Origin of the sequence: Leclercia sp. W17, assembly GCF_003336325.1 — a bacterium.
GTDB lineage: Bacteria > Pseudomonadota > Gammaproteobacteria > Enterobacterales > Enterobacteriaceae > Enterobacter.
Genome location: NZ_CP031102.1, coordinates 179,945 through 203,337, shown reverse-complemented (window position 1 = coordinate 203,337; position 23,393 = coordinate 179,945). Strand labels below are relative to the sequence as shown.

The following is a 23,393-nucleotide window of genomic DNA, read 5'->3' as shown; positions in this document are numbered from 1 at the left end:
TGACATTCAGTACCGTTTTGGGTGGTATCAAAACTCATAACATTTGAGACGGTTAAAAAGAGAACAGAACACCCGTTTACGAAAGGATGCGTGATGGCTGCTGATTTTCTGACCGACAAACAGACACAGAACTACGGGCGTTATGCCGCAGAGCCAAACGAGATCCAGCTGGCACGGTATTTTCATCTTGATGAGCGAGACCTTACTTTCATCAACCTGCGTAGGGGCAGGCATAACCGGTTGGGAATTGCCCTTCAACTCACAACTGCCCGCTTTCTGGGAACCTTCTTGTCCGATCTCATGCAAATACCGCCCGGTGTCCAGTTTTATGTCGCAAGGCAACTTAACATCCGCTATCCAGAGATCATTTCCCGCTATGCTCAAAGGGAAAACACACGTTGGGAGCACCACGGGCTTATCAGGCAGCACTATAGCTATCATGATTTCGGTGATTTCCCGTGGTCGTTCAGACTGAAGCGATTGCTGTATACCCGTGCATGGCTCAGTAATGAACGCCCCGGACTGATGTTCGATTTTGCCACCGCGTGGTTGCTTCAAAATAAAGTGTTGTTGCCAGCCGCATCCACCCTGACGAGAGTCATTGGTGAAATCCGTGAGCGTGCGACCCGCCGCTTGTGGCGAAAATTGGCCGCGCTGCCAAACCGTTGGCAGACCGCACAACTGGCTGGGTTACTTGAAATCCCCGAAGGACAGCGACTCTCAGTGATGGAGCACCTAAAAAGAGGCCCTGTCACTATCAGCGGCCCCGCGTTCACTGAAGCACTTGAACGTTACACTCGCCTGCGCAGCCTGGAGTTTTCCTGTCTGAATTTCACTGGGCTGCCCGCCATACAGCTCCGCAATCTGGCACGCTATGCCGGAATGGCATCGGTGAAATATATCAGCAGAATGCCAGAAGAACGGCGGCTGGCGATCCTTACCGCATTCGTGAAAGCGCAAGAAATCTCGGCGCTGGACGAGGCCGTTGACGTGCTGGATATGCTGATCCTCAATATTACCCGGGAGGCGAAGAAAACCGGGCAGAAAAAGCGACTTAGGACGCTCAAGGATCTTGACCGCGCGGCGTTGCTGCTGGCGCGGGCATGCGCACTTTTACTTGATGAAGATACCGCCGATGATTTGCTGCGAAAGACCATATTCAGCAGTGTGTCTGTCGCCAGACTGGCAGAGTCCGTGGAAAAAGTGAATGAACTGGCCCGCCCCCAGGATACAAACTTTCAGGATGAAATGGTGGAGCAATACGGACGGGTAAGGCGTTTTTTGCCCGCACTACTGCGCGATCTGCACTTCCGTGCGGCCCCAGACGGTGAACATACCTTGGCTGCCATCCATTACCTGGCAGAGCTAAACGGCTCGAAAAAACGGATCCTGGACGATGCACCTGAACATATCATTTCAGGCCCTTGGAAACGCCTGGTGTACGATGCTGACGGTCGGATACAGCGAGCAGGTTACTCGTTGTGTCTGCTGGAGCGACTTCAGGATGCGCTACGCCGTCGTGACATCTGGTTGGAAAACAGCGATCGTTGGGGTGATCCGCGCCAAAAACTTCTTCAGGGGGAGGAATGGCAGGCGCAGCGGGTTCCAGTCTGCCGGGCATTGGGTCACCCCACTAATGGCAGTAAAGCATCGGAGCAATTGGCCGCTCAGTTAGATGAAACCTGGAAAACGGTGGCATCACGTTTTGATCGCAATACCGCCGTGGACATCTGCAATGAAGGTAAACATCCTTCGCTGACCATCAGCAGCCTGGATAAATTGGATGAACCACCGGCGCTGATACAACTGAGCAGCCGAGTCAGACAATTGCTTCCACCCGTTGACCTGACAGAACTGTTGCTCGAGATTGACGCCAGAACTGGCTTCACCCGTGAATTCAGCCATGTCAGCGAGTCAGGTGCCCGTGCGCAGGATCTGCATATAAGCCTGTGTGCGGTGATGCTGGCTGAGGCCTGCAATATCGGACATGAGCCGCTGATCAAGCACAATATCCCTGCACTGACTCGCCATCGTCTGAGCTGGGTGAAACAGAACTACATCCGAGCAGAAACGCTGGTTAGCGCCAATGCGCGGCTGGTTGATTTTCAGTCCTCGTTAGCGTTGGCAGGATACTGGGGGGCGGGGAGGTAGCCTCCGCTGATGGTATGCGTTTTGTCACGCCAGTGAAAACGGTGAATTCTGGCCCCAACAGAAAATACTTTGGTTCAGGGCGCGGCATCACCTGGTACAACTTTGTCTCTGACCAATATTCGGGTTTTCATGGCATAGTGATTCCTGGAACACTGCGGGATTCCATCTTTGTGCTGGAAGGGCTACTTGAGCAACAAACGGGACTAAACCCGGTTGAAATCATGACGGACACAGCAGGTACCAGTGACATTATCTTTGGCCTGTTCTGGCTACTGGGATACCAATTTTCACCTCGTCTGGCGGATGCGGGTGAGGCTGTGTTCTGGCGGGCCGACAAAGCAGCGAATTACGGGGCGTTGGACAAACTGGCGCGGGGTTGTGTTGACCTTTCTAAAATCGAAAGCCACTGGGATGAGATGATGCGGGTTGCCGGTTCGCTGAAGCTGGGCACTATTCATGCGTCAGAACTCATTCGATCGCTATTGAGAAGTACCCGACCGTCAGGGCTTGCTCAGGCAATAATGGAGGTCGGAAGAGTTAACAAGACACTGTATCTTCTCAACTATATTGATGATGAGGACTATCGTCGCCGGATCCTAACACAGTTGAACCGGGGTGAAGGCCGCCATGCCGTTGCAAGAGCCATCTGCTACGGTCAGCGTGGCGAGATCAGAAAACGTTACCGCGAGGGGCAGGAAGATCAGTTGGGTGCGCTGGGTCTGGTGACAAACGCAGTGGTGCTGTGGAATACGCTTTATATGCAGGAAGCCTTGTCGCACCTGCGCAGCATCGGGGAAGGGCCAGAGGATGAACATATCGCGCGGCTTTCGCCTCTGATGCACGGTCATATCAACATGCTGGGACATTATACGTTCACACTACCGGAGGATATTATGAAGGGGGAATTGAGGCCGTTAAATCTCAATTTAAACAATGAATTATCTCCTTAGCGTGGTTTTTTACATCATTGGCCCTCAAACCCCATGATGATGGTTTCGAAACGTCTTAAGGCCAAAGACTATCGAACGGTTTCCACGGGATTTAACGTCCTGAGCTCTAAGCCAGGGCTGATAACTTTGGCCATAGCCCACTCCTATGCCGTCACCTAGCGCATTTTCATAATCCAAATAGGATTTGAGACGCCTACCCCTACCCATGATCGTACCCAAAAAACGACATTGATACGTACCTATATGTGCATTTTATAGTCTCCAACCCTATAACCACACATTCAGTAAGCATACAACATTAGCGTCGTTTTTTGAGAATGGTTACAACTTTAGTGCTTTGTGTACAACTTTATTGTCTTCGGACAGTAGGACCCTCTAAAACCAATAGAATTTACGTAGAAACGCGTTTAGTAAAGGCTTTACTAATTACTAATGACTAACATATTAGCACTTTCAGATCTGTCAGCAATAACCCCGGGCGGCGAAATAATGAGAAGAGTTCTTCCGGAGAGCCTTTTCTTTCTATCTGATTGATTTTTAACACTTTTAAATGTCAGCTTTATGTAAACCTGTGGGATTTACTCCTAATTAAATCCCATAGTATGAAAATTAGGCATTTGCAAACCTTAATGACGTGACGTTGTCACGTAAATCAATGGAATTTAGTCTCTAGTAAAGAGTTAACTAGTGACTAACTGCCTGATCGGTGTGCTTGAACGGTGCACTTCAGGCCGGATATAAAAATTGATGAGAGATATACAGAAAATGATGGACCGGCTTAATAAGCCAGCCTTTCTTGGGATGATTGATGATGTTGAACACGCTATAAAGCGAAAATGCCCCTTTTTAACCTATAGGTTGGGCACTATGAGTAAGATACAATCAAATCGCCAGTCAGATGGCTAATTTCATTTTGACCAAAGCGGGCTATTTCAAGCGTTATCGCTGAGACGAGGCTTCAATGACAAGTACACTTGACCCATCACACAAGCAAATTGAAATGTGGCGCAGAGCTACCGGTTCCGAAGGTGGACTCAACGAATACCGCAACTGGGTTCTGGAAAATAGTATGAGATTTACAGCATACGGTATCCATACCGTTATCGTCGAAGGTGAGGCGAAGCATATAACAGCGCTTGATGATGTTACCCTCTGTAACGAGTGGGCGAAGCTTAAAAGAGAAAACAATAGGCTTTACGCAGCAAATGAAAAAATTTGCTCTGGCTGGCGTGGTTTTGTGTTGCGTTTGTTAGGAATAACACTGTCATGCAGAAAACCGGTCATCTTACTGGGGGCAGACGCGAAGAATCAAAATGATGCCGTGAAAGGGGCTGATTTGTAATTTTCAGGCGAGCCCACCGTTCTTAGAAAGCTGTTCTATGGGTATGTAAGGAAGATAATGTTCTCTGAACGCTCAGTACACTTAATCACTTCCTGTACAAAGGGCAAGAATCATCAGGGCCACGTCTGGCCGACATTGGACATAGATCCAAAACAAACCCCGGACGACGCAGCATATGCCTGGAGTAACATTGTAGACGACGCCAGAAGTAATCAGGCGGTACCGGCATTGTCCTTGTATTCAGGTAATCACTGGTCTACGGCAAAGGAAATTTTAAACTCAACCAGAAATCTGGAGTTGTGGATAATCTCTGCCGGGATGGGGTTTTTAAATAGTCGAGATCGGGTGCCCTCTTACGAGGCGACATTTCATCAAGTACCATTCAGGCATGATCTCTGGTGGAAAGCCATCACAAAATCACTAGGAAAGCATAACCGTTGCGCAACTATAAGCCAGTTAATGCAGTCCAGTCCGAATGATGAATATTTGATTGCGGCTTCGCCTGTTTATATTGCTGCTGTCCAGAATGACATCCTGAAGGGCATTGAGAGTTTGACTCATCCTCTTACGCAACTAACGATCGTGACATCAGGGGCATATGCTGGCCCACTTGAAGAATACTTAATTAAGAGTTCTTCTAGGATGATGAAAGAGCTAGGGAAGGTGCGAACAAGTTCCTGATATGAGATCATCATATTCATCCGGAGCGCATCCCAGAGGGACATCATGAGCCATCAACTCACCTTCGCCGATAGTGAATTCAGCACTAAGCGCCGTCAGACCCGAAAAGAGATTTTCCTCTCCCGCATGGAGCAGATTCTGCCATGGCAGAATATGACCGCTGTCATCGAGCCGTTTTATCCCAAGGCGGGCAATGGCCGACGGCCCTATCCGCTGGAGACCATGCTGCGTATTCACTGCATGCAGCATTGGTACAACCTGAGCGACGGTGCCATGGAAGATGCCCTGTACGAAATCGCCTCCATGCGCCTGTTTGCCCGATTATCCCTGGATAGCGCCCTGCCGGATCGCACCACCATCATGAATTTCCGCCACCTGCTCGAGCAGCATCAACTGGCCCGTCAATTGTTCAAGACCATCAATCGCTGGCTGGCCGAAGCAGGCGTCATGATGACCCAAGGCACTTTGGTGGATGCCACCATCATTGAGGCACCCAGCTCTACCAAGAACAAAGAGCAGCAACGCGATCCGGAGATGCATCAGACCAAGAAAGGCAATCAGTGGCACTTTGGCATGAAGGCCCACATTGGTGTCGATGCCAAGAGTGGCCTGACCCACAGCCTGGTCACCACCGCGGCCAACGAGCATGACCTCAATCAGCTGGGTAATCTGCTTCATGGAGAGGAGCAATTTGTCTCAGCCGATGCCGGCTACCAAGGAGCGCCACAGCGCGAGGAGCTGGCCGAGGTGGATGTGGACTGGCTGATCGCCGAGCGTCCCGGCAGGGTAAAAACCTTGAAGCAGCATCCGCGCAAGAACAAAACGGCCATCAACATCGAATACATGAAAGCCAGCATCCGTGCCAGGGTGGAGCACCCGTTTCGCATCATCAAGCGGCAGTTCGGCTTCGTGAAAGCCAGATACAAGGGGCTGCTGAAAAACGATAACCAACTGGCGATGTTATTCACCCTGGCCAACCTGTTTCGGGTGGACCAAATGATACGTCAGTGGGAGAGATCTCAGTAAAAACCGGAAATAACGCCAGAAATGGTGGAAAAAATAGCCTAAATAGGCTGATTCGATGTGTTTGCGGGAAAAAAATCGGCCCAGATCCGCGAAATTTTAATCAGCGAGTCAGCTTGGGAAGAAATGACCTGCTTATTCGCACCTTCCCTAGAGTGCAATATGGTGTGCCTGAATATAAAACTGGCTCAATACATACTTAAAAGTGGTAGTCGTTAGAACTAGACTGTTAATGATACAATTCTCCTGTTATTTTATTTTTATAAAAGGTCTCAAATATGCTCAAAAACAGATTTTCTTTATTGTGTCTTGCTGTGGCATCGTCACTTACTCTTACTGCTTGCGATGTAGTTGATGCTGCCTATGACGAGACTTTAAATGATAATGCACCCGAAATTGTAATAGCTGGAGGATTCAAAATTGATATCCAAGGTAATGCAGTTCCGGTTGAGGGATATGATAATTGCTCTTTGAATACTCTTCAGGGAAGCGTTGATACGGATAAATCAAATTGTATTGTTCTGGATAGAACACGTAAAAAAGTACCGGTTCTAGTTCATTTGTCATCCGGTCCCGTCAAAGAAGAATGGAAGATCGAGCACCAGGTTGAAAAAACCAAATCCGGCAAAAATTTCATCCAAACTCGTATGATTAGACCTGACGGTAACTTTGTAGTGCCTGCATCCTCAGAACGAGGGATCTTTAGTGGCAAACATTACAGTCAAGCCAGCTAAGTCAAGTCTATCCGTTCAAACAGAAAAAGGTTTCTTAAAAATGACGTTATCCGCTGCATTGCAAGGCACTTTTAAAGAGATGAGGAAAGACAATACAGTAGGCATCACAGTTCAAACTTGTTCAGATATTTTTGACAGCAATGTTCCTCCGGCTTATGTTTTCTGGCTTTATCGTCTCAAAGCGGGAGAAACTTTGCCGCGCGGAAGGTTCTTCAGAAAAAGAAAGCCAATCATCAATGTTATGGCAGTTGTTCATGATGCTGCATTCGAAAAATAACTGCGCTATCAGGAAAGTTACTTTTATGAACGTAATTGCAGCTGGAATTTTTTGCTTTATTTTTTACCCTACAGCTTTCGCTTATGCTTGTTATAAAAAGAGATGGCTAGAGTGGATTTTTCTTACTTTAATTATAATTTTTGCTTCTGCCATTTCGATTCAACAATACAATGAAGCGAATTTTGTAAGTGAGTTAAATTACCCTATGTTTATCTCCGCCATATATGGCCTGTCACTGGCATGGTTTCCTTTTCCGATTGCTTATGTTGTTCTGCGCTTCCTTCTTGATGATTTACAGCATGAGTACCCTAAACAGTGAGCAGATTTTAAGACTCATGAACAACATCGAAAGCACGAAACAGTCTGCACAAGGAAGATAAGGAGTATTCTTAGCAAGATATCTTTGTACCTGAAGACATAAAGCTGGCATCTTTTTCCTTATAGAGTGTATTATGATTAAGTAAATCCTTATCAAAGAATTAGAAAGTGAGGTCGTATGTCTGAAGCACTCAAATCGTTAAACAATATTCGTACTCTTCGCGCCCAGGGCCGCGAGCTGCCTTTAGAAGTACTTGAGGAAATCCTCGAAAAGCTTAATGTCATTGTTGATGAGCGTCGTCAGGAAGAATCATCCAAAGCTGCCGAACTGCAAGCTCGTCAGGAGAAACTTGACGCCCTGCGTAAGTTAATGGAAGAAGATGGTATCAACCCGGAAGAGCTGCTTGGCTCATTCCAGGCCAAATCTACGGCTACCAAGAAAAGCCGTGAACCACGCCCGGCCAAATACTCATTTACTGATGAAAATGGCGAAACAAAAACGTGGACTGGACAGGGCCGTACCCCCAAAGCTCTGGCAGAACAAATTGCAGCCGGTAAAAGTCTTGATGATTTCCTGATCTAACTTTTGCCACCAGTTTTGATAGAGGCCACTTCGGTGGCCTTTTCTCATACGGAATCAATTTCAGGTACAGAACATATGAAAAATTCAGAACCTAAGAGCTGTGATCCCTATGTGGACAGTTTGATTAGAAATGCAGATGCAAAGGAAGCCAGGTCATTTCTCAAAATATTGAAGCCCTTACCATTCCTTATCGTTATCATCGCTGTATTCTTTTTTTGGGTATCGTTTTCCCGTTTATTATCCCAGGTCGCGTAAAACCTTTTTAAAGACTCTTCTTTACCAGATATGCTCCCTCACCGGGATGGTTTCAACCTCTTCAGTTTCCCATATTGGCAAAACCTTCAGGAAATAAGACGATACCCTCCACGCTTTCCATTAAAGCGGGATGACGACGCCCAGTTCTTACGACCAGACTCCACGTTTTCGATTAGGATGCCTTTGGGCCCTTCTAACGAGGCCACCTCAACAACTCGCACTTTCCGGATCAGTCTTGGATCCACTTCTTCCCAGATCTGGCCAACTGTAATATCTTTTTGGGTTTGCATTTAATCTCTCGCTGTCATTTAGTGAACAAGACTAATCCTCGCCGTGGTTCAGCTTATGGCTTTATTTACGCTGACGATCCTTAGCCTTAAATTTTTGCCATCGTATCCGAAGGTTTTCGATGTTAACCGGAACCTGCATGCGTGTCGTCTCTATCTCATTCCCATGCCATTTCAGGAGATCATCATCCAACTCCCGGGCCTCCCGGCTGAAGTAAATTTTCATAGTGTCAGGGTTTATGGCGCAATGGTCATTGTCGAACAGTGTATGGATATCACGGCGAAGTAAAATTCCGTTCGTTACGTCGGGAATGCCTTCTTCATGACGTGGCGTTAAGTGCGCGGCCTCAGTACGCCAGGGGGACCTTACGCCGGTGACAACACATCGCCCGTAGCAATTCAACCTAACATCCCGGGCGAAAGGACCTTGGTCAGGACTGGTGACAGAAGTACATTCCTGGCCCTCTTTGTAGATACGCTTCGGGAAGTCGATAGTGGTTTGAGCTGTTTGGGAAAGTGACACATACGTAACCCCTTTGTATCTCTTTATCCCACCATTAAAAGTGGTAGGAATCGAGCTGGTTATGGCCACCAGTTTCACATCGCCCATTTCGACGATCTTAAGGCTCTTATTAGCGGCTACATGTAACTGGATGAATTTACCTACGTACACATCATGGTTCTCATCTTGTCTTTCAACACACAGAACGACATGGTCGAAGGTTCTCTTGTCAGAGATTACCCAGTTGCCGGTTTTCACACGGCCTGCTTCACTCACCCCTGCGGTAAGATCGGGTATGAGCGTCCCCTGCATGCCGTCAGTTCGAATTGAAAGAATTTCACCCGATAAACCCAGCTCTGCAAGCTCACTAATAAACGGTCTTTTCATCCGGCTTACCGGTTTTGGCTTCGTCATTTTCATCTTTGCTGTAACACCTCAGTACCCCATTGCTCGTTCCTGGCGGGACAGCCGTTCATCAGCAGCCTGAAGACGCTCATCACGCCGCCGTGCTGCCAGAACCCGTCGTTCTGAAAAAGACATAGCCGCTACGTTTGGTACGCTGAGCTTACCGTCACCGGCACAAACGTCACAGCGAACATCAAATGCTCCGGCAAAATACTTTTCACGCATTTCTGGCTCCCACTCAGCCATTTCTGATTGGGTGAATCCATTTTCAAAGGCCGGGTTTTCCATGGTCCCGTGGCCTTCGCACTGGTGACAGATTATGTACTTAAATTTGCGCATGTAACGCTCCTGTATATGATGGATGAACCACTCTCGTTCAGGGTTATGGCGAAATGTTTATCGCCGCAGCGAGAGATTCAGTCTTGCTATCAATATTCCTGAAGGTTGTCCGCCTGATTTCAGGGAAAGCATTCATTCACTGGCCGGTTCTACCTTATTATTCATACAGATTAAAGTAGTTGTGCCTACTACTGCGGTCACCTTCCTTGACAAAGTAAGCAAAGTTTGAAAAATTTAACACCGACGAAAGGCCATACCTTCGTTAGTGTGCGAAAGCCGCTTGCGAGCGACGGAATAGGTGAAAGCTTTAGTCAGGGTTAATTACCCTGTCTGCGGTGATGGGATGGCTCAGGCGTATATCATCACTCCTTCCAAAGTCCGTACACACTCTTTCAGCCTTTGCAGAAATGCAGGGGCTGTTTCATATCAGACAAGCGCAATGAAATTTTCAAATGCTTTCCAGAAATTCAAAGGCCTTAAGCTTTATCTGTATCTTACGGTCCCCGCACGGAAAGTAACTTTCCTGAACAGGAACCGCCTTGCCAGCCTTAACTTTCTAAACGGTTAAAGTTACACCAGGCTGTAAATGGTGAAACAGTTTTTGAAGCCCATGAAACACCGCTGTCGGAAAGATAACTAGCCCCAAGACGTCTAACTTCTTTTTGATGTAGAGCTAATTCTTTCGGATCGGCAATATCTTCCACCACGCTCATCATGGCAATCTGAACTCCGGGAGATGCCATTTTATAAGCTGTCGAGCTTGCAACTGAATTTTTCAGGATTGCCAATCTTTCTTTTTCTGGTCGCCCGTTGTCAGACGTATTCGCGTACGTTGTACCCGCAACTAACAATGGAAGACTGGCGTTGGCACAGAACTGCATAACGCGTTTTTGCTGGAGCTGTAATTCAGTGGCTGCAAATGCTTTACTGCATCCGAGGATCCCGATAATCATCACTAATGCTGTTTTATACATAAAATTGAAACCGTCCTTATTGAACTTTAAATGTTGCGGTTAACACTGTGTGGAGATGTATGGACTGGATAATACCCACATGCCTGCGCCTGCCAGTATACCGGCTCAGGTATTAAACCTAAGAGATCTGGTGCACCGGATTTTACCTTTTCATTTCGGTTTTATCTTGAGCCTGGCTCTTGAGTTTAAATTTAAAGGTATGGCGCATGCAGGTTTCACTGACGGGTTTTCACACATCCCGGCTGTAACCCATCATTGTTCATGAGCCAGGCCCTGGTATCCTGCCCAGCGTACGGCCAGCCGCTCTAAGTCCAGATCGTACACCAGCGGTGTGATTTTACGGCCTTCAAACAGCTCGCCCAGCTCAATGCCTGGCTTAAAATGAACGGTCAGGGTGGCCGGATCTATGCCCATAAGATCGGCATCAAACAGAGCATGCATTGTTGGAGTCATCAGGATGCCATTAGACGGATTGTACCGGGTTCCATGTTCAATGTGTGCCGCATCCAGGACACCGCCATTAACCCAACCGGTTACCGCACAACGGCCCGCGAAATTCTCGATGAGCAGAGCTTTAAATTTACCCTGTGCCACGCCACTACGTTGCGTCACTACGCGCTCGCAGTGCTCACCCTGGATATCTACGTCAGGTTTCCGCTTTGGTTCGCTGGTGGCCGTCTCAGCTTGTTTTAGGGTGGAACGTGGATAGGCCAGGTTATATGCTGCGCCTGTGGTCATTTGCTCGATGACCGCAGGTGCATAACCTTCTGCTTCCAGCTTACGATATGCAGCCCGGTAGTCTCTTTGGGTTTTCAGCGGGTATATCTTTCCGCCTTTACCATCGAAAGCGATAAACCAGAAATCGTCCGTGCCAGTTTCCAGATTTCTGCAACGTTTCAGATGCCATCCGCCTTCTCTCGCCCAGATGGTACGGTTATTTCTGGCATTCGTTTTGTCATAACCGTTCTCGTCAAGCCAGCTATCAAAGCTGGTCAGCCCCAGATCCTGAACCTCCAGAGAAGGCACTCGAATGACCTGCAAGGTATGGCGGGGTCTTGGCTCTCTCATCTTGATCTCTTCCTAGCGCTGGTCTGGGAAATACGGATATTGCGGGCCATATTCATAGTCATGCGGGCCTGGCTCAACTTCCCAGAATGGACGGCCGCTAATTGTCTTTGGACCGCGCTCGTTTACGATGTCTTCTACATCCTGAATATTAAATGGCATCGTTGCCAGTAACAGCTGATCTTCGGGTGTCAGCGTCACAGTTGCACCGTCGATACGGCTGTAAAGGTCGGCAAACTGTTTACCTGCACCGTGCAACCGGTGCTCCGCTACACTTCTGATTGCGTGTAAGTCCAGCTCCGCCGCTTCCATGCGATCCACGTATAGTTTCATTTCTTTACGCAAAGCGCTCAGCTCACGGGCTTTAATAAACCCGCAGGCGTACCCACCCAGGGCGATAACTGCAATGATTGCTAAAATTGCCATTTTTTTCTCTCACGTGATTGCGGCCGTTACTCTAGTCTTAATGTGAAGTCTGGGAATTCGCTGGATGTTAAGTACGTTTTCATCCCCAGACTGACAGATGCTAAGGCGCGATCCCAACACTCCATTTGTAAGTATCAGGCCCATCTTCTCCGCTGGTGGCATCTGCTACAATCTGTGCATAACGTTCTCCAGCAAGTTCTCTTACCATCTGATCCACGACCCATTGCAGATGATGCATTTCATCGGTTCCGCCGTAACGACAAGCCAACTCAATAGCCCGCTCTATTCTTTTTTGTTCTTCAGTCATACTGAATCCTCACGCTTACATCAGCTATTCTGAAAACATGCACACTATAAATTGCGGCTGTCATTTCTCAGCCAGGCGCCTGCATTGCTGCCTCATTCCATCAAAAATACTTTCCGCAAGCTGCTGGGGGAACTGGTCCGGAAGAAGCCCGCTAACACGTTCAATGACACCCGGGGTTCTGGCGATGATTTCCTCTATCATCGCCTCTGTCTGCTGTTTACTCAGGCCGGTTATCTCACCATGCCTGATCCAGTGGCGTCGTTGTATTCGATATATCTGGTAATAGTTGCTACTGCCACGTACGGCCATCGCCAGTTTGCACTTCTGCCAGGATATCTGATTGTTCCCATGACCGATCACCGGCCATGCCGACAACACATCATAGAGTGGTGTAAGGTGATAACGTCCCTGTGGCCCAATAGAAATACTGAAATTTTTAGCGTGGCCATCTGTTGCGGCCATCATCCAGAAAACTATCTGCGTCATAAAAAACTGCGCTTTGTCACGCTCAGCACGGTCTGAATTACTCAGAACTTCCATAATTTCCGATATACCTGGCCCGCCGTCCGCCTGATATTTTCGTAATGGCGAAATGCCCAGGGCCTGACACATATCCTCCTGGGGTAAACGAATGATCCATTGTCCGTTTCCTGACCATTTTCGGTCAAAACGTTCTACCACCAGCGCTTTCTGATCTTCAAAGTGAGCAATCTGCGTTCTTGCCACGGGGAGCCCGTACTGTTCGAGAAGTACCGAGCAGAGCCATTCATTTTCAACCGACGAGCGCATGTCGGCTTTCATGTTCCCCACAAGTCCGAGCGGTAGCTTGAATATATGCGTCGTTGGTGTATTACCCTCCGGCATACACCACCGATCTTCATGCCACAGTAGGGCTGTTTTCTCCTGAGCACCGGCAATAGATAAACGTAAGTCGTCGTTATCTTCTGGCCTGCCCGGTAGCAATGTCTCCGTGGTATTACGCAAAGTTGCCGCAATTTCTGATTCAGTAAGCGGGTGATACTTCACGGAATATAAATCTGTGGGTTCATCTCCGTCATGAAGCAGCTGTATCGCGCCCACGCAGTCTTTTCCCAGCTCCGTCAGAAGATCAAAAGGCTCCAGGCTATCGGCCTTGTAACGCATTGCCAGACGTCTGCGTATGCCTTCGCTGTCCGGGAGTAAATTATCAAAATAGTCACGTACCACATTTCCACGCCAGACCTGGTTCCCGGGAGTAAAAGGAAGGGACAATGACAGCGGCCTTCCCTGTTCGTCTGCACTCCAGTCAGGAAGGTATTGTAAGCTGTCTACCCCTTTACTTTTTTCCCAGTATCCGACTTTGATTCCGTTCATCCAGATTGCCAGACGCTGCTGTTTCCGGCTCATATCGTTACCATTTCTCCTGTCGTGCAGGTGAGTTTGATTTAAGCATTTCTTCCGTCTGCTTCCCCTCTGAAGAGGCGGTTGTCGAGGAGAAGCTGATTTTTACGCCCAGGATAGAAAACACCTTGAATAGCCGTTCAATGCTCGCACTGGCAGGGTTGGCTTCCAGACGTGAGTATGTCTGTTGAGTGACCCCTAACCTTTCGGACAGGTCTTTTTGCGTCAGGCCATTCGCCTTGCGAAAACCAATGAGCAAGGGACGCAACTGGTTGAGCGTGTTTAACGGGTAATCATTATTGATCATAAGCTGGCCTCAGTAGTTCCTCTGATACACCTTGTACGCTGTTTTCTAAACATACACCCTAAAAGCTGTAATATCAAATTAACAGCCTAAAAGCTGTTAAATAGAGAGTACAACCTTTAGGCTGTTACTAAGTGGCAGCATAAATCTTTATGAGGTTTGATATGAGAGAACTATCAATAATAAGCCGTTACGCTCGTACAGCATCCGGTAAGAGAGCTGACAGATCAGGATCATCGGTAAACGAGAAGCGGAGTATCTTATGGCCCTGTTGTGAGCTGTATAAATAACTACGAGCTACTCTCTGCCTCGGGGAGGAGGCAGAGAGAGTATTAAAAGCAAAGGCAGACATTTTTAGCAGCTGGTGGGCTATGGGGTTCCGGAGGTGCTCCGGTGAATGTTACTTGACTGGCAAGTTTCCTGCTCTGATGGTCAATGCCTCGATGCTGTCTATATTGTTCTGAAGCCGTTCCAGTTCTGCCTTTTCAATACCGGCCCAAAGCTTTAAGTGTCGCTGATAAAGGGACCACTTGAGTGAGTGAAAACCATTCCAGGCCAACCCCATCCAGGAGGCGTAATTCGCATTGAGAATATTGCCGGTGATATACATTTTACCTGCGTTAACAGCACTGGAAGTTCCATAACCCAGGGCAAGCATCATCCGGAAGCGTGGATTTAGCCGCAACGGCATGGTATCCAGTAAGGTCTCCCCAAAAGCTCCTTTTCCCAGCGATACCTGTTTCGCCACATAGAAAACCCGCATCAAAACTTCCATTATGCTCATCGGAATACTTGTCACGATAAACTGACGAAAGTCATACCCGTTGACATACATGTACTCTATTTGTTTGCCGAAGTTAGAACTCCCCACAGGGATCCCCTCAAGCATACGAAGTAGCCCCATAAAAGGAGCCGGTAACCCCATGCCACGGTTTCCTTTTGCTGAGGGGGCATTAACATCCGATGCCAGGTGTCCAAACATTCTGGCGATGAGCCTGAAAATATTGGTTTCGTCTGTAACGCCTTTACTGGAAGGATAAACCACGATCTGTCCATTCTGAACCACCGTACAGGTCCCGTTCAGCATATCCTTTATACCGAAAATAATGCCCAGTACGGGATCGTGTGACAAAGCTCTTAAGCGGTGATTTGTGGGAGACAAAACGCCACCGGCCGCACCCACTAAATCGCTGCTGATCGAACTGTCTGGTGCCCCTATAGGGAACAAATCTGAGAGTTTTGTACTCAGGTCCTCCGGCAAAATGGCATTGAAGGCTTTCTGCACCTGTTTATTGAAAATACCATCCACTTCTGCCGTAAAGCTCACCGTAGGTTTTGGCGGGGCTCTGACGCAAAGTAAATCCAGCATGGATGCTATGAGCCCGCATCCGCAGGCAATAGCATAATCCCAGGCGTCGAGTGCGTAGCGATCATTAAATTCTTTAATATGATTCTGGATCCGGGCATCTACAACAGCCAAGTCATCCGTGGAGAGTATTGTGGCCAGTCCAATATCACCGCATACACGCTGGTTAGCCTCGCTATATATAGTCTTGAGACCAGTAGAATGCATGGCAGTATCTGAAGGGGTCATTTCTCGCAGATGATGTTCTTTAAGCGCCAGATGCTCCGCTTCATCAAGTTCAGTGCCGCTGATTAGCCCGGTCAACTGTGCCTTAAGGCTCTCTATATCACTGTTAATTGTCTCGTGAGCGTTCGCGATATCCTGACCACGGAGCTGAATATAACGGATGGCCCTGAACTCATCATCATAAGGAGACTGACTCATGTGTTTACCTCACCGCGACCAGGCTACCTTTTGGAGCTTTCTTAGTAAGCATGTCGATTGTTGCCTTGATGCCAGCAATTTCTGCCTTAAAATATTCCGCATTCGACATCAACCTTTCCTGAACTTCGTAGAGCTTTTGGATGGCCTGACTAAGGGCGGCTGTCAGTTTCGCATTTTTTTTGTGTTTCACTATCGCGTACCCGCCAATCCCTAACACAGCTACAGGTGCGGCCAATACCGCAATGCCTGCAACCATACCGCCACCGACGATAGACCCTGCTGTAGCGAGCCCGGAGGTTATGCCTGCTGCTGACACTCCCGTTGTACCAAGCGTATAGAGAGCACCGAAGGAAGCCGCTGCGCCTACGCCTGACCCCGCCAAAGCTGCTGCGCCCTCAGTAATACCCGGGAACTTATTTTCAAGCGCCTGAAGAGCACTTGTAACTTCATCCATTGCCTTCTTGCGAATTTTTTCGAGCTCTTCAGTTTCGGTAGCGTCCATTACAGGCCTCGTATTCATAACTTGCTGTGTGATAGGTGAAAAAGAGCACCATAAAAGTGATGAAGAAATCATGACTTACTATTGTGGCACTTTCGAGTTCATGTTTGTCAGTTTCAATGCTGTTGCTGTTAGTAAGGGCAGACGCCATATCGGGCAGACCCAAAATAACTATCGTGCCAGCGTCATTTTGGAACTGACTTTGCTAAAAATCAGTAGCGGACTGAACAGACATGTGTGGATTTGAATCTGGGCAGGTTCCAGACATTATTCCAACCAGACTTCCAATGACAAAATGCTCGTCATTCTCGGAGACGACATAGGGTCCACCAGAGCAACCATCGGTGTTGAAATGTGCTATTACAAAGCGAGTTGTGAGATGTTGGGGAGAATGATTTGAGCAATTTAAAGGCCAAATGCCTGAAACTTCACCAGGGAATGTCGAAATTGTTGTCTCATTCATTGGATATCCGACACCCAATGTACCCATGCCAGCTGCGGGAGCCAGGACCTTAAAGTAACTACTTACAGGCTGTTGTATTCCAGCTGGTAATACGATTTCTGCACTGTCAACAAACGGAATGCCGTCTTTAAAGTCTGCCCTGTCATTAGCCTCATTGAGAATGAAATCGACTAGAACAGGCTCTTCGTTCACCAGTCCTTGATGGTTAAGAAATTTGACGTAAAGTTTAAGTGTATTGCTGACGGGATAAATTTTTCCAAGAGCATTGGTAACAACATGGGCTGCGGTGAGAATCTTTTGCTGCTGACCATTATCGAAACCAAACGCAGTTGCTTCGAGATGGCTACTAAAATGAGGATCATTGCTTACATAGATTTTACAAACGTAGTTTTCAAACATTATTTCCTCCTTTTGCCGGTACCTAATCAGTTACACGGCTGCATGTTATAAACAACTAAACTCGCTTCCTGATATTTGAGTTTGTATGTTTTGCCAGGCACCAGCTCACCTCTGAAACACGGTTAGTCTCCTCCATGACATGGTTATGGCGATGGTCAGAAACTGTTATCGACGAAAGGCTGGAATTCCTTTAATGGCATTATCCATTTCAAGTCGTATGTCCTGAACGGGAGCGTATATTTTTATGATTCCAGATCTTAACCCTGAAACATTCCCCGTATCAAAACTGACCCGTTACAGATAAGTCACCACCGGTGCTGTCGATTAATTTAGTGAATTGCATGTCCTCATCCCATAAAGGGTAGGGCCTACCCCCGGCATCGAGCAAACCTGACCACCCTGCCCTTATTAAGACCCCACATGCGGCAATGGTGCCCTGTCCACGCCGCCCGCGAACTTTGAGGAAATGGGGAGAAAATAAAAAGAAAACAAAAAGTTATCGGCTGAAGTACCGGCGCAGATCGGGAATCAGGCGAAGCCTGACAGCACGTTAGGGCCTGGCAGGGGGCTTGAGGGATGAGGACATGCAATTGTGATAACCTTCCCGCCATGGGGTCGGTTAAATTCGTATCCTGCCGGTGCAATTCCAACGGCCGCGTTACCAGTTCGCCGGGTAGCATGGCCAGCAAAGCCAGGCATCGAGCACCCGGGTTTCACTGACGGCCGCTGCATAGACGCCGGTATCCGGGAAGAAATAAACCGGGGTGGCGTTGTTCAGCTGGTCGCCTTCATCGGCCAGAGCGCCGATCACCTCATGAGGCTTAAGCAGCATATCCGTTAAATATTCATCCGGGTGGATGGCATTCAGCGATATGGCCATCTCCAGAAATTCATCCAGGGTATGGCGGGTACGATACCCCCGGAAAACCTCGTATGAAGGCGTGACGCATTCACCATCCAGGGAACAGGCATCGTAACCGGCCAGCTGCTCTTCGGTGAGTCCGGAGGCATGCTTTGCCACAAGATTCGTAAATTGCTCTTTATCGTCCATCACAATCCTTACGCTGTAGGGGCCTGTTTGTGTTATCACTGCTTCCGGTTTTTACTTCGCACAACCCGGCAGGTATCCGGTCGCCCGGGCGTCCTTTGCGGTCTTGTTCGCCCTTCGCCTGAATTACGTCAAATCCCTTTCACTACCCGGCCGCAGGGTGACACCTCCCCTTTTCTCCGGAAGCGAAAGAGGAAGAACAGTTTAACAGCCCGGATCCTCAATAATTTTCGCGTAACGGACTAAATAACCGGTTTATGCAGCTTCTGATAACCACAGACCGCGATAGAATAAAACGTCTGGTGAGGAACCGGAGTGTTATGTAAGCGGGGGGTTTAACTGGGTATCTGTGTAGTCCTATTTAGCCAGATATCCCGAATAAAAACCTCAACGATTAGGTAAACGAAATGGATGGATTCTGGTCGATGTTCTGTTTGTTTGTCGTGGTAGTTTCACTGCATAAAGCCCTTTCTGTAGCAGCAGCACGAGCAGACGCAGCAAAATTAAATATGCTTCTCAGAATGAGAAAGTTTAAAAAGTAGCTTTCAAGACATCTGAGAATTCTTTTAAATCCTCAGAGGAAGTTATATGTTTAGGCTATTTGCAAACTAAGGTTGGAATTCCATCATTCTAGCCTTAGATCTTTGATCAAGTGAAGTTGCTCACTTGGTTGGATTTTACCGTTTCCTGACGGCTTTTCAGAAGCGAGGGCTGGTTGGAATGCCTTCCAGCTAGAAGTCTTGCAGATGCTCTCCGGGCATTAACTCATTGTCGAATCTGCACCAGTATCACTAGGTTGTTGAGCGGGCGATTAGCTTTTTCACTGAGCCGCTGTACACTCGACTGCTTCAAGAAGCACTACTTACCATTTGCCTGCCGTAAGGTCTGTTCTTAGCTGGATTTTTTTGGGAGGATACGCAGTCATGACAACTCAATCCAGCTCAATACAATACGCTTACGCGCTAGACGGCGAGGGCACCCTCACGCACATTGGCGCTGCCCTGCGCTCACATACTTACACCTGCCCAGGTTGTAAGAGCCCCCTGACCCCGGTAATGGGCGAGTTCAACGCTAAGCACTTTCGCCATTCGGAAGAATGCTGTGCCCTTGAAACCTATCTTCACAAGTGCGGCAAAGAAGCATTCTTCTATCGCTACCAACAAGCTCTCAGCCGTGAAATGCCTATTAGCCTTGAGCTGGAGCGCCGGGTTGCCTGTAATGGTTCTCGTTTAGCCTTGGTTAGAGACGAAGCACGTCAGTGCGTAAAATCCGTGCCTGCACGCTACAACTTGACTCAATTTTTCGATCAGGCAGAGCTGGAAAAACACGATAAGGTCACAGGGCTGCGACCAGACGTGATGTTGTATGATACGACTGGCGAAAGGCGTTGCTACGTAGAGATTTGTGTCACACACCCCTGCTCTCAAGACAAGATCGAAGCCGGTATCCCGATTCTTGAGTTTAAGGTCCAATCTGCCTCTGATATTCAGATGTTGCTTACCGGGGCCTACTCGATCAAGGAGAAGATCCTGAGAGTATTCAACTGGCTTCCCCCGTTTCAATCTGTGGACACCTGTAGCGGCGTCTGCTCAGTAGGTAACGTGGATATGTCTGTCTGGAGTTTAAGTGGTTCCGGCCGACTCAACGAACAAACGATGCCGCTCGCTGAAGTGGATTTAACAATCAATTCTGACGTGAACACATGGCCTAGATCGTTAGGGGCCGCTGAGCTGGCTGATAACTTACGAGCTTTTATCCGTCACGCCGATCCTCATTCACTATTTCCCAACTGCATTATGTGCGAGCAAGCAGGCCGATGGGAGGATGGCTATCTGCAATGTCACAGTAAGGCAAAGATCGTTCCCTACACCGAGGCCCGTCAGTGCGCCAATTACAAGGTTAAGGCATGACCAAAAGACTGACTTGGGAGCAGAAAAGTATTGTCAGCCATGACACCGGACATGCGTTGGTAAAAGCCGTACCTGGTAGCGGGAAAACAACCACACTTGTAAAGCGCGTTGAGCGGCTGGTCAAGACGGGAACTGATCCTCGCTCCATTCTGATCCTGATGTACAACAAGTCGGCGCAGGTGAGCTTCACGGAGAACTTGAAGACGGCACTGATGTCGAGCGTGATTCCAGAAATCCGCACGTTCCACAGCTTGGCCTTAAAGATTGTTGGTTACGGAGAACGCCAACAGATAATCAAGAAGAAAGACCTCATTACTCCAAGCGACTACCGCTATGAGCAACTGGTAAAGCAAGCCTACCGCTATGGCTTTGACCATGAGGCGAATTATATTGACCCCAATGAAATTGAAAACTTCGAGCTGTTTATTGCTCGCTGCCGGGCGGCGGCCGTAACTCCTGTTGATGCTGCCAATGATCCAACGTTCAGCAACATCAAACGGGAGTTTATTCACGCCTATGGCCGCTATTGTGAGCTGCTGGAGGAAAACAGTCTGCGAACCTTTGATGACTGTTTGATTGAGGCTGTCGCACTGTTGCGTAATGACAGCAGCCTTGGTGCCCACTTCAAGCACATCATTGTTGATGAATATCAGGACGTTAACCTGATACAGCATGACATGACCCGCTTGCTATCTAAGTCGGATACGTCGGTTATGGCTGTTGGTGATGTTAACCAGTGTATTTATGAGTGGCGTGGTGCTCGACCAGACTTTATCGGCGGACTGTTTGAAAGGCACTACCCGAATACGAAGGTGTTTCAACTGTCATGCACGTTCAGATTTGGCCATGAGCTTTCCTTGATGGCTAACTCGGTAATTCGGCGCAACTCTACAAAGCTGACCAAGCTTTGTGTCAGTCATCCTAGCACCCCCAAAACAGAGGTCAGATTGCACTTTGATAACTGCCTATCCAAGGTGCTATCAAACCTCTCGGTGAGCAGTGGAACACAAGCCATATTGTCCCGCACTAAGGCGAACCTTGCTGAGGCGGAAATTGCTTTACGCCTGTGTGGGCTACCTTATCGCTACCTCAATGGTTCAAGCGCATTACACACCCGCACCGAAATCGGGATACTGGTAGTTGGCGTCTTGCTGTCTGTGTACGGCGATCTGCGGCTACTGGAAAACCATCCCAACAAACAAGCGATTGTTTACGGCTTTCTGAAGGAGGCTGGTTTTAGATGGCAGAAAGGGCAATTCAAAGCGGCGCTCAGTGGATTGATGGCTCCGCACGCCGACCTATGGTCTGCTCTAGGTCAGTTATTCGAGGGCGCACAATACCAAAAAGATCGGCTGGGCAGGCTCGCCACTATCTGCCAGAAAGACGGAGAGGAAACGCCTGCTATCGATGTGTTACGACGCCTGAGTATGGAGGGTTTCATTGATAGTGTTGGCTCTGAGGGTGTAACTCGCACTGGATCGAACGACCAGCAACGAGGGGTCGTGAGGATCGGGGAGCTACTTGACTCCAGTAAGATCGATTCCCGCACGTTTTTAAACCTTATCTTGAATCCAGGCGAGGCTGCTACTGACTGCGATCCCTTCATCCTTTCCACACTGCATGGTTCCAAGGGGCTGGAGTGGGATAACGTAATACTGATCGGGGTCGTCTCAGAAAACGGAATCTATGGTCACTCCCGTTTTTGCAACACCGATTTTGACGACAAGTTGGCTTGCTTGAATCTATCCGGCGTCTGAATGGGATTTTATTCCCGCGCCTTGATGAGTTCCGCGCCTGATGAACCTCCAGAAAATATACGGCTTCAATGAGCCTTTCCGTTTTACAGGTTCCTCAACAGGCCGGTGGGCCGTTAGTATCATCAATATCAGTATTCGCAAAACCAGATCAGTAATTCTTTAAACCGGTGTATTTCTGCCGTTATGCTACATAAGTTTGCTGTCGTGCCGTTAGGGCCCAGGCTATTCTGGCCAGCTTGTTTGCCAGAGCACAAGTGACGACAAAGTTGCTTTTCCGGCACAGTAAATCCCTGACCCAATCGGCCAATTTGCCAGACTGGTGTTCCAGTTTTTGTATGAATACCCTGGCACATTGAACCAACAAAGTTCGGATCTTTTTATTACCTCGCTTACTAATTCCCAGCAATGTCGTCCTACCTCCCGTGCTGTACTGCCGAGGTACAAGCCCTGTTGCCGCCGCAAAGTCACGGCTGCTGGCGTACTGCTTCCCGTCGCCAATCTCAGTTGAAATAGTACTCGCTGTCAGTGTTCCGACGCAGGGAATGCTCAGCAAGCGCTGTCCAACCTCATCTTCGTCCAACTTTCGTTTCAACTGGGATTCCAAATCTTTAATCTGCTCAACAAGATAGTGATAATGCTGTTGTAATTTCAGCAATAACTGGCTGAGGTAAAGAGGCAAACTATTATCCTCAAGAATGGTACTCAGTCGGCTAATAACGGCAGCTCCTCGGGGAACGCTAATGCCAAATTCCAGCAGAAAAGCATGCATTTGATTGGTTGTTTTTACCTTATCCTGAACCAGGGATTCACGGACACGATGCAGAGCCCGCATTGCCTGCTGAGATTCCGTTCTGGGCTGCACAAAACGCATAGACGGACGCGATGCAGCTTCACAAATAGCTTCGGCGTCGACAAAGTCGTTTTTATTGCTTTTAACGAACGGGCGGACAAATTGTGGTGATATCAGCTTGGGAATGCCCCAACTCTTCCAACTTGCGTGCCATAAAGTGAGAACCGCCACAGGCTTCCATTGCGATGGTTGTAGCGGGGCATGTCGCCAAAAATTCGATCAACTTTGGCCGGGTAAATTTTTTACGGTAAACAGCCTTCCCGCGACGATCCTGGCAATGAATATGGAAAGAGTTTTTACCCAGATCGATACCAATGAGCGCAATGTTTTCCATGATAGTTCTCCGAATGAAAGCCTGTCCTCAGCATAGTACCG

At 48.2% G+C, this 23,393-nt stretch carries 22 protein-coding genes and 3 pseudogenes; 11 read left to right on the top strand and 14 right to left on the bottom strand.

The window, feature by feature from the left end:
• Nucleotides 1-93 precede the first annotated feature (93 nt).
• Nucleotides 94-3,101 (top strand): annotated as a pseudogene (locus DVA44_RS24860) (Tn3 family transposase).
• A 36-nt stretch (nucleotides 3,102-3,137) separates the two neighbouring features.
• On the opposite strand, the pseudogene DVA44_RS24855 reads toward DVA44_RS24860, so the two are convergent.
• Nucleotides 3,138-3,308: pseudogene (locus tag DVA44_RS24855) on the bottom strand (transposase); the annotation flags it as partial.
• 754 nt (nucleotides 3,309-4,062) lie between these two features.
• On the opposite strand from DVA44_RS24855, the gene DVA44_RS24850 reads away from it, so the two are divergent.
• The 8 genes from DVA44_RS24850 to DVA44_RS24810 all read left to right on the top strand — a co-directional run bounded on the left by DVA44_RS24850 (nucleotide 4,063) and on the right by DVA44_RS24810 (nucleotide 8,059).
• Nucleotides 4,063-4,443 (top strand): hypothetical protein, encoded by a 381-nt coding sequence (locus DVA44_RS24850; RefSeq protein WP_001371925.1) that lies wholly within the window; start codon nucleotides 4,063-4,065, stop codon nucleotides 4,441-4,443.
• A gap of 57 nt (nucleotides 4,444-4,500) precedes the next feature.
• Entirely contained in the window at nucleotides 4,501-5,124 is a 624-nt protein-coding gene (locus tag DVA44_RS24845; RefSeq protein ID WP_000490639.1) for a hypothetical protein, read from the top strand.
• A 45-nt stretch (nucleotides 5,125-5,169) separates the two neighbouring features.
• On the top strand, nucleotides 5,170-6,150 hold the full coding sequence (locus DVA44_RS24835; RefSeq protein WP_000019450.1) for an IS5-like element ISKpn26 family transposase: 981 nt from the start codon (nucleotides 5,170-5,172) through the stop codon (nucleotides 6,148-6,150).
• A complete protein-coding gene (locus DVA44_RS26315) occupies nucleotides 6,132-6,350 on the top strand; it encodes a hypothetical protein (protein ID WP_306307795.1) in 219 nt (72 codons plus the stop codon). The genes DVA44_RS24835 and DVA44_RS26315 overlap by 19 nt, the downstream gene beginning before the upstream one ends.
• Before the next feature lie 75 nt (nucleotides 6,351-6,425).
• Entirely contained in the window at nucleotides 6,426-6,881 is a 456-nt protein-coding gene (locus DVA44_RS24825) for a hypothetical protein (protein WP_000916941.1), read from the top strand.
• On the top strand, nucleotides 6,853-7,158 hold the full coding sequence (locus DVA44_RS24820; protein ID WP_223152485.1) for a hypothetical protein: 306 nt from the start codon (nucleotides 6,853-6,855) through the stop codon (nucleotides 7,156-7,158). The genes DVA44_RS24825 and DVA44_RS24820 overlap by 29 nt, the downstream gene beginning before the upstream one ends.
• 25 nt (nucleotides 7,159-7,183) lie before the next feature.
• A complete protein-coding gene (locus DVA44_RS24815) occupies nucleotides 7,184-7,477 on the top strand; it encodes a hypothetical protein (protein WP_001100635.1) in 294 nt (97 codons plus the stop codon).
• A gap of 177 nt (nucleotides 7,478-7,654) precedes the next feature.
• Nucleotides 7,655-8,059: an H-NS family nucleoid-associated regulatory protein gene (locus tag DVA44_RS24810; RefSeq protein WP_001287391.1), complete on the top strand. Its 405-nt coding sequence runs from the start codon at nucleotides 7,655-7,657 to the stop codon at nucleotides 8,057-8,059.
• A gap of 606 nt (nucleotides 8,060-8,665) precedes the next feature.
• On the opposite strand, the gene DVA44_RS24800 is transcribed toward DVA44_RS24810, so the two are convergent.
• The 12 genes from DVA44_RS24800 to DVA44_RS24740 all read right to left on the bottom strand — a co-directional run bounded on the left by DVA44_RS24800 (nucleotide 8,666) and on the right by DVA44_RS24740 (nucleotide 18,504).
• Complete coding sequence (locus DVA44_RS24800) at nucleotides 8,666-9,523, bottom strand: HNH endonuclease signature motif containing protein (RefSeq protein ID WP_000784387.1); 858 nt, start codon at nucleotides 9,521-9,523, stop codon at nucleotides 8,666-8,668.
• A gap of 15 nt (nucleotides 9,524-9,538) precedes the next feature.
• The gene (locus tag DVA44_RS24795) at nucleotides 9,539-9,847 is read right to left on the bottom strand and encodes a hypothetical protein (protein ID WP_001224686.1); all 309 of its coding nucleotides are present in this window, start codon (nucleotides 9,845-9,847) and stop codon (nucleotides 9,539-9,541) included.
• 548 nt (nucleotides 9,848-10,395) lie between these two features.
• Nucleotides 10,396-10,821, bottom strand: coding sequence for a hypothetical protein (locus DVA44_RS24790; RefSeq protein ID WP_000278471.1), 426 nt, complete (start codon nucleotides 10,819-10,821; stop codon nucleotides 10,396-10,398).
• Nucleotides 10,822-11,073: 252 nt separating this feature from the next.
• On the bottom strand, nucleotides 11,074-11,889 hold the full coding sequence (locus DVA44_RS24785; RefSeq protein ID WP_001641519.1) for an HNH endonuclease signature motif containing protein: 816 nt from the start codon (nucleotides 11,887-11,889) through the stop codon (nucleotides 11,074-11,076).
• A 12-nt stretch (nucleotides 11,890-11,901) separates the two neighbouring features.
• Nucleotides 11,902-12,312, bottom strand: a complete 411-nt coding sequence (locus DVA44_RS24780) for a hypothetical protein (RefSeq protein WP_000985909.1) — start codon at nucleotides 12,310-12,312, stop codon at nucleotides 11,902-11,904.
• Between the two features lie 100 nt (nucleotides 12,313-12,412).
• Complete coding sequence (locus DVA44_RS24775) at nucleotides 12,413-12,619, bottom strand: hypothetical protein (protein ID WP_000134171.1); 207 nt, start codon at nucleotides 12,617-12,619, stop codon at nucleotides 12,413-12,415.
• Nucleotides 12,620-12,679: 60 nt separating this feature from the next.
• Nucleotides 12,680-14,005, bottom strand: coding sequence for a type II toxin-antitoxin system HipA family toxin (locus DVA44_RS24770; RefSeq protein ID WP_000088044.1), 1,326 nt, complete (start codon nucleotides 14,003-14,005; stop codon nucleotides 12,680-12,682).
• 4 nt (nucleotides 14,006-14,009) lie between these two features.
• Complete coding sequence (locus DVA44_RS24765; RefSeq protein ID WP_012477377.1) at nucleotides 14,010-14,303, bottom strand: helix-turn-helix transcriptional regulator; 294 nt, start codon at nucleotides 14,301-14,303, stop codon at nucleotides 14,010-14,012.
• 400 nt (nucleotides 14,304-14,703) lie between these two features.
• Nucleotides 14,704-16,092, bottom strand: a complete 1,389-nt coding sequence (locus tag DVA44_RS24760) for a hypothetical protein (protein WP_000083579.1) — start codon at nucleotides 16,090-16,092, stop codon at nucleotides 14,704-14,706.
• Between the two features lie 4 nt (nucleotides 16,093-16,096).
• Nucleotides 16,097-16,594, bottom strand: coding sequence for a membrane protein (locus DVA44_RS24755; RefSeq protein ID WP_000340139.1), 498 nt, complete (start codon nucleotides 16,592-16,594; stop codon nucleotides 16,097-16,099).
• A 202-nt stretch (nucleotides 16,595-16,796) separates the two neighbouring features.
• Complete coding sequence (locus DVA44_RS24750; RefSeq protein WP_000462754.1) at nucleotides 16,797-17,453, bottom strand: trypsin-like serine protease; 657 nt, start codon at nucleotides 17,451-17,453, stop codon at nucleotides 16,797-16,799.
• A gap of 658 nt (nucleotides 17,454-18,111) precedes the next feature.
• On the bottom strand, nucleotides 18,112-18,504 hold the full coding sequence (locus tag DVA44_RS24740; protein WP_000341066.1) for a hypothetical protein: 393 nt from the start codon (nucleotides 18,502-18,504) through the stop codon (nucleotides 18,112-18,114).
• A 920-nt stretch (nucleotides 18,505-19,424) separates the two neighbouring features.
• On the opposite strand from DVA44_RS24740, the gene DVA44_RS24735 reads away from it, so the two are divergent.
• The gene (locus DVA44_RS24735) at nucleotides 19,425-20,411 is read left to right on the top strand and encodes a hypothetical protein (protein WP_000211823.1); all 987 of its coding nucleotides are present in this window, start codon (nucleotides 19,425-19,427) and stop codon (nucleotides 20,409-20,411) included.
• Entirely contained in the window at nucleotides 20,408-22,168 is a 1,761-nt protein-coding gene (locus DVA44_RS24730; RefSeq protein ID WP_031942310.1) for an ATP-dependent helicase, read from the top strand. The genes DVA44_RS24735 and DVA44_RS24730 overlap by 4 nt, the downstream gene beginning before the upstream one ends.
• Before the next feature lie 181 nt (nucleotides 22,169-22,349).
• Here DVA44_RS24730 and DVA44_RS24725 read toward each other — a convergent pair.
• A pseudogene (locus DVA44_RS24725) lies at nucleotides 22,350-23,352 on the bottom strand (IS110-like element IS4321 family transposase).
• Nucleotides 23,353-23,393 lie beyond the last annotated feature (41 nt).

What these genes read in the sequence shown, in the direction of transcription:
- DVA44_RS24850 (WP_001371925.1), top strand. Translation starts at nt 4,063, where the DNA reads ATGACAAGTACACTTGACCCATCACACAAGCAAATTGAAATGTGGCGC.
- DVA44_RS24845 (WP_000490639.1), top strand. Translation starts at nt 4,501, where the DNA reads ATGTTCTCTGAACGCTCAGTACACTTAATCACTTCCTGTACAAAGGGC.
- DVA44_RS24835 (WP_000019450.1), top strand. Translation starts at nt 5,170, where the DNA reads ATGAGCCATCAACTCACCTTCGCCGATAGTGAATTCAGCACTAAGCGC.
- DVA44_RS24825 (WP_000916941.1), top strand. Translation starts at nt 6,426, where the DNA reads ATGCTCAAAAACAGATTTTCTTTATTGTGTCTTGCTGTGGCATCGTCA.
- DVA44_RS24815 (WP_001100635.1), top strand. Translation starts at nt 7,184, where the DNA reads ATGAACGTAATTGCAGCTGGAATTTTTTGCTTTATTTTTTACCCTACA.
- DVA44_RS24810 (WP_001287391.1), top strand. Translation starts at nt 7,655, where the DNA reads ATGTCTGAAGCACTCAAATCGTTAAACAATATTCGTACTCTTCGCGCC.
- DVA44_RS24800 (WP_000784387.1), bottom strand. Translation starts at nt 9,523, where the DNA reads ATGAAAATGACGAAGCCAAAACCGGTAAGCCGGATGAAAAGACCGTTT.
- DVA44_RS24795 (WP_001224686.1), bottom strand. Translation starts at nt 9,847, where the DNA reads ATGCGCAAATTTAAGTACATAATCTGTCACCAGTGCGAAGGCCACGGG.
- DVA44_RS24790 (WP_000278471.1), bottom strand. Translation starts at nt 10,821, where the DNA reads ATGTATAAAACAGCATTAGTGATGATTATCGGGATCCTCGGATGCAGT.
- DVA44_RS24785 (WP_001641519.1), bottom strand. Translation starts at nt 11,889, where the DNA reads ATGAGAGAGCCAAGACCCCGCCATACCTTGCAGGTCATTCGAGTGCCT.
- DVA44_RS24780 (WP_000985909.1), bottom strand. Translation starts at nt 12,312, where the DNA reads ATGGCAATTTTAGCAATCATTGCAGTTATCGCCCTGGGTGGGTACGCC.
- DVA44_RS24775 (WP_000134171.1), bottom strand. Translation starts at nt 12,619, where the DNA reads ATGACTGAAGAACAAAAAAGAATAGAGCGGGCTATTGAGTTGGCTTGT.
- DVA44_RS24770 (WP_000088044.1), bottom strand. Translation starts at nt 14,005, where the DNA reads ATGAGCCGGAAACAGCAGCGTCTGGCAATCTGGATGAACGGAATCAAA.
- DVA44_RS24760 (WP_000083579.1), bottom strand. Translation starts at nt 16,092, where the DNA reads ATGAGTCAGTCTCCTTATGATGATGAGTTCAGGGCCATCCGTTATATT.
- DVA44_RS24755 (WP_000340139.1), bottom strand. Translation starts at nt 16,594, where the DNA reads ATGGACGCTACCGAAACTGAAGAGCTCGAAAAAATTCGCAAGAAGGCA.
- DVA44_RS24750 (WP_000462754.1), bottom strand. Translation starts at nt 17,453, where the DNA reads ATGTTTGAAAACTACGTTTGTAAAATCTATGTAAGCAATGATCCTCAT.
- DVA44_RS24740 (WP_000341066.1), bottom strand. Translation starts at nt 18,504, where the DNA reads ATGGACGATAAAGAGCAATTTACGAATCTTGTGGCAAAGCATGCCTCC.
- DVA44_RS24735 (WP_000211823.1), top strand. Translation starts at nt 19,425, where the DNA reads ATGACAACTCAATCCAGCTCAATACAATACGCTTACGCGCTAGACGGC.
- DVA44_RS24730 (WP_031942310.1), top strand. Translation starts at nt 20,408, where the DNA reads ATGACCAAAAGACTGACTTGGGAGCAGAAAAGTATTGTCAGCCATGAC.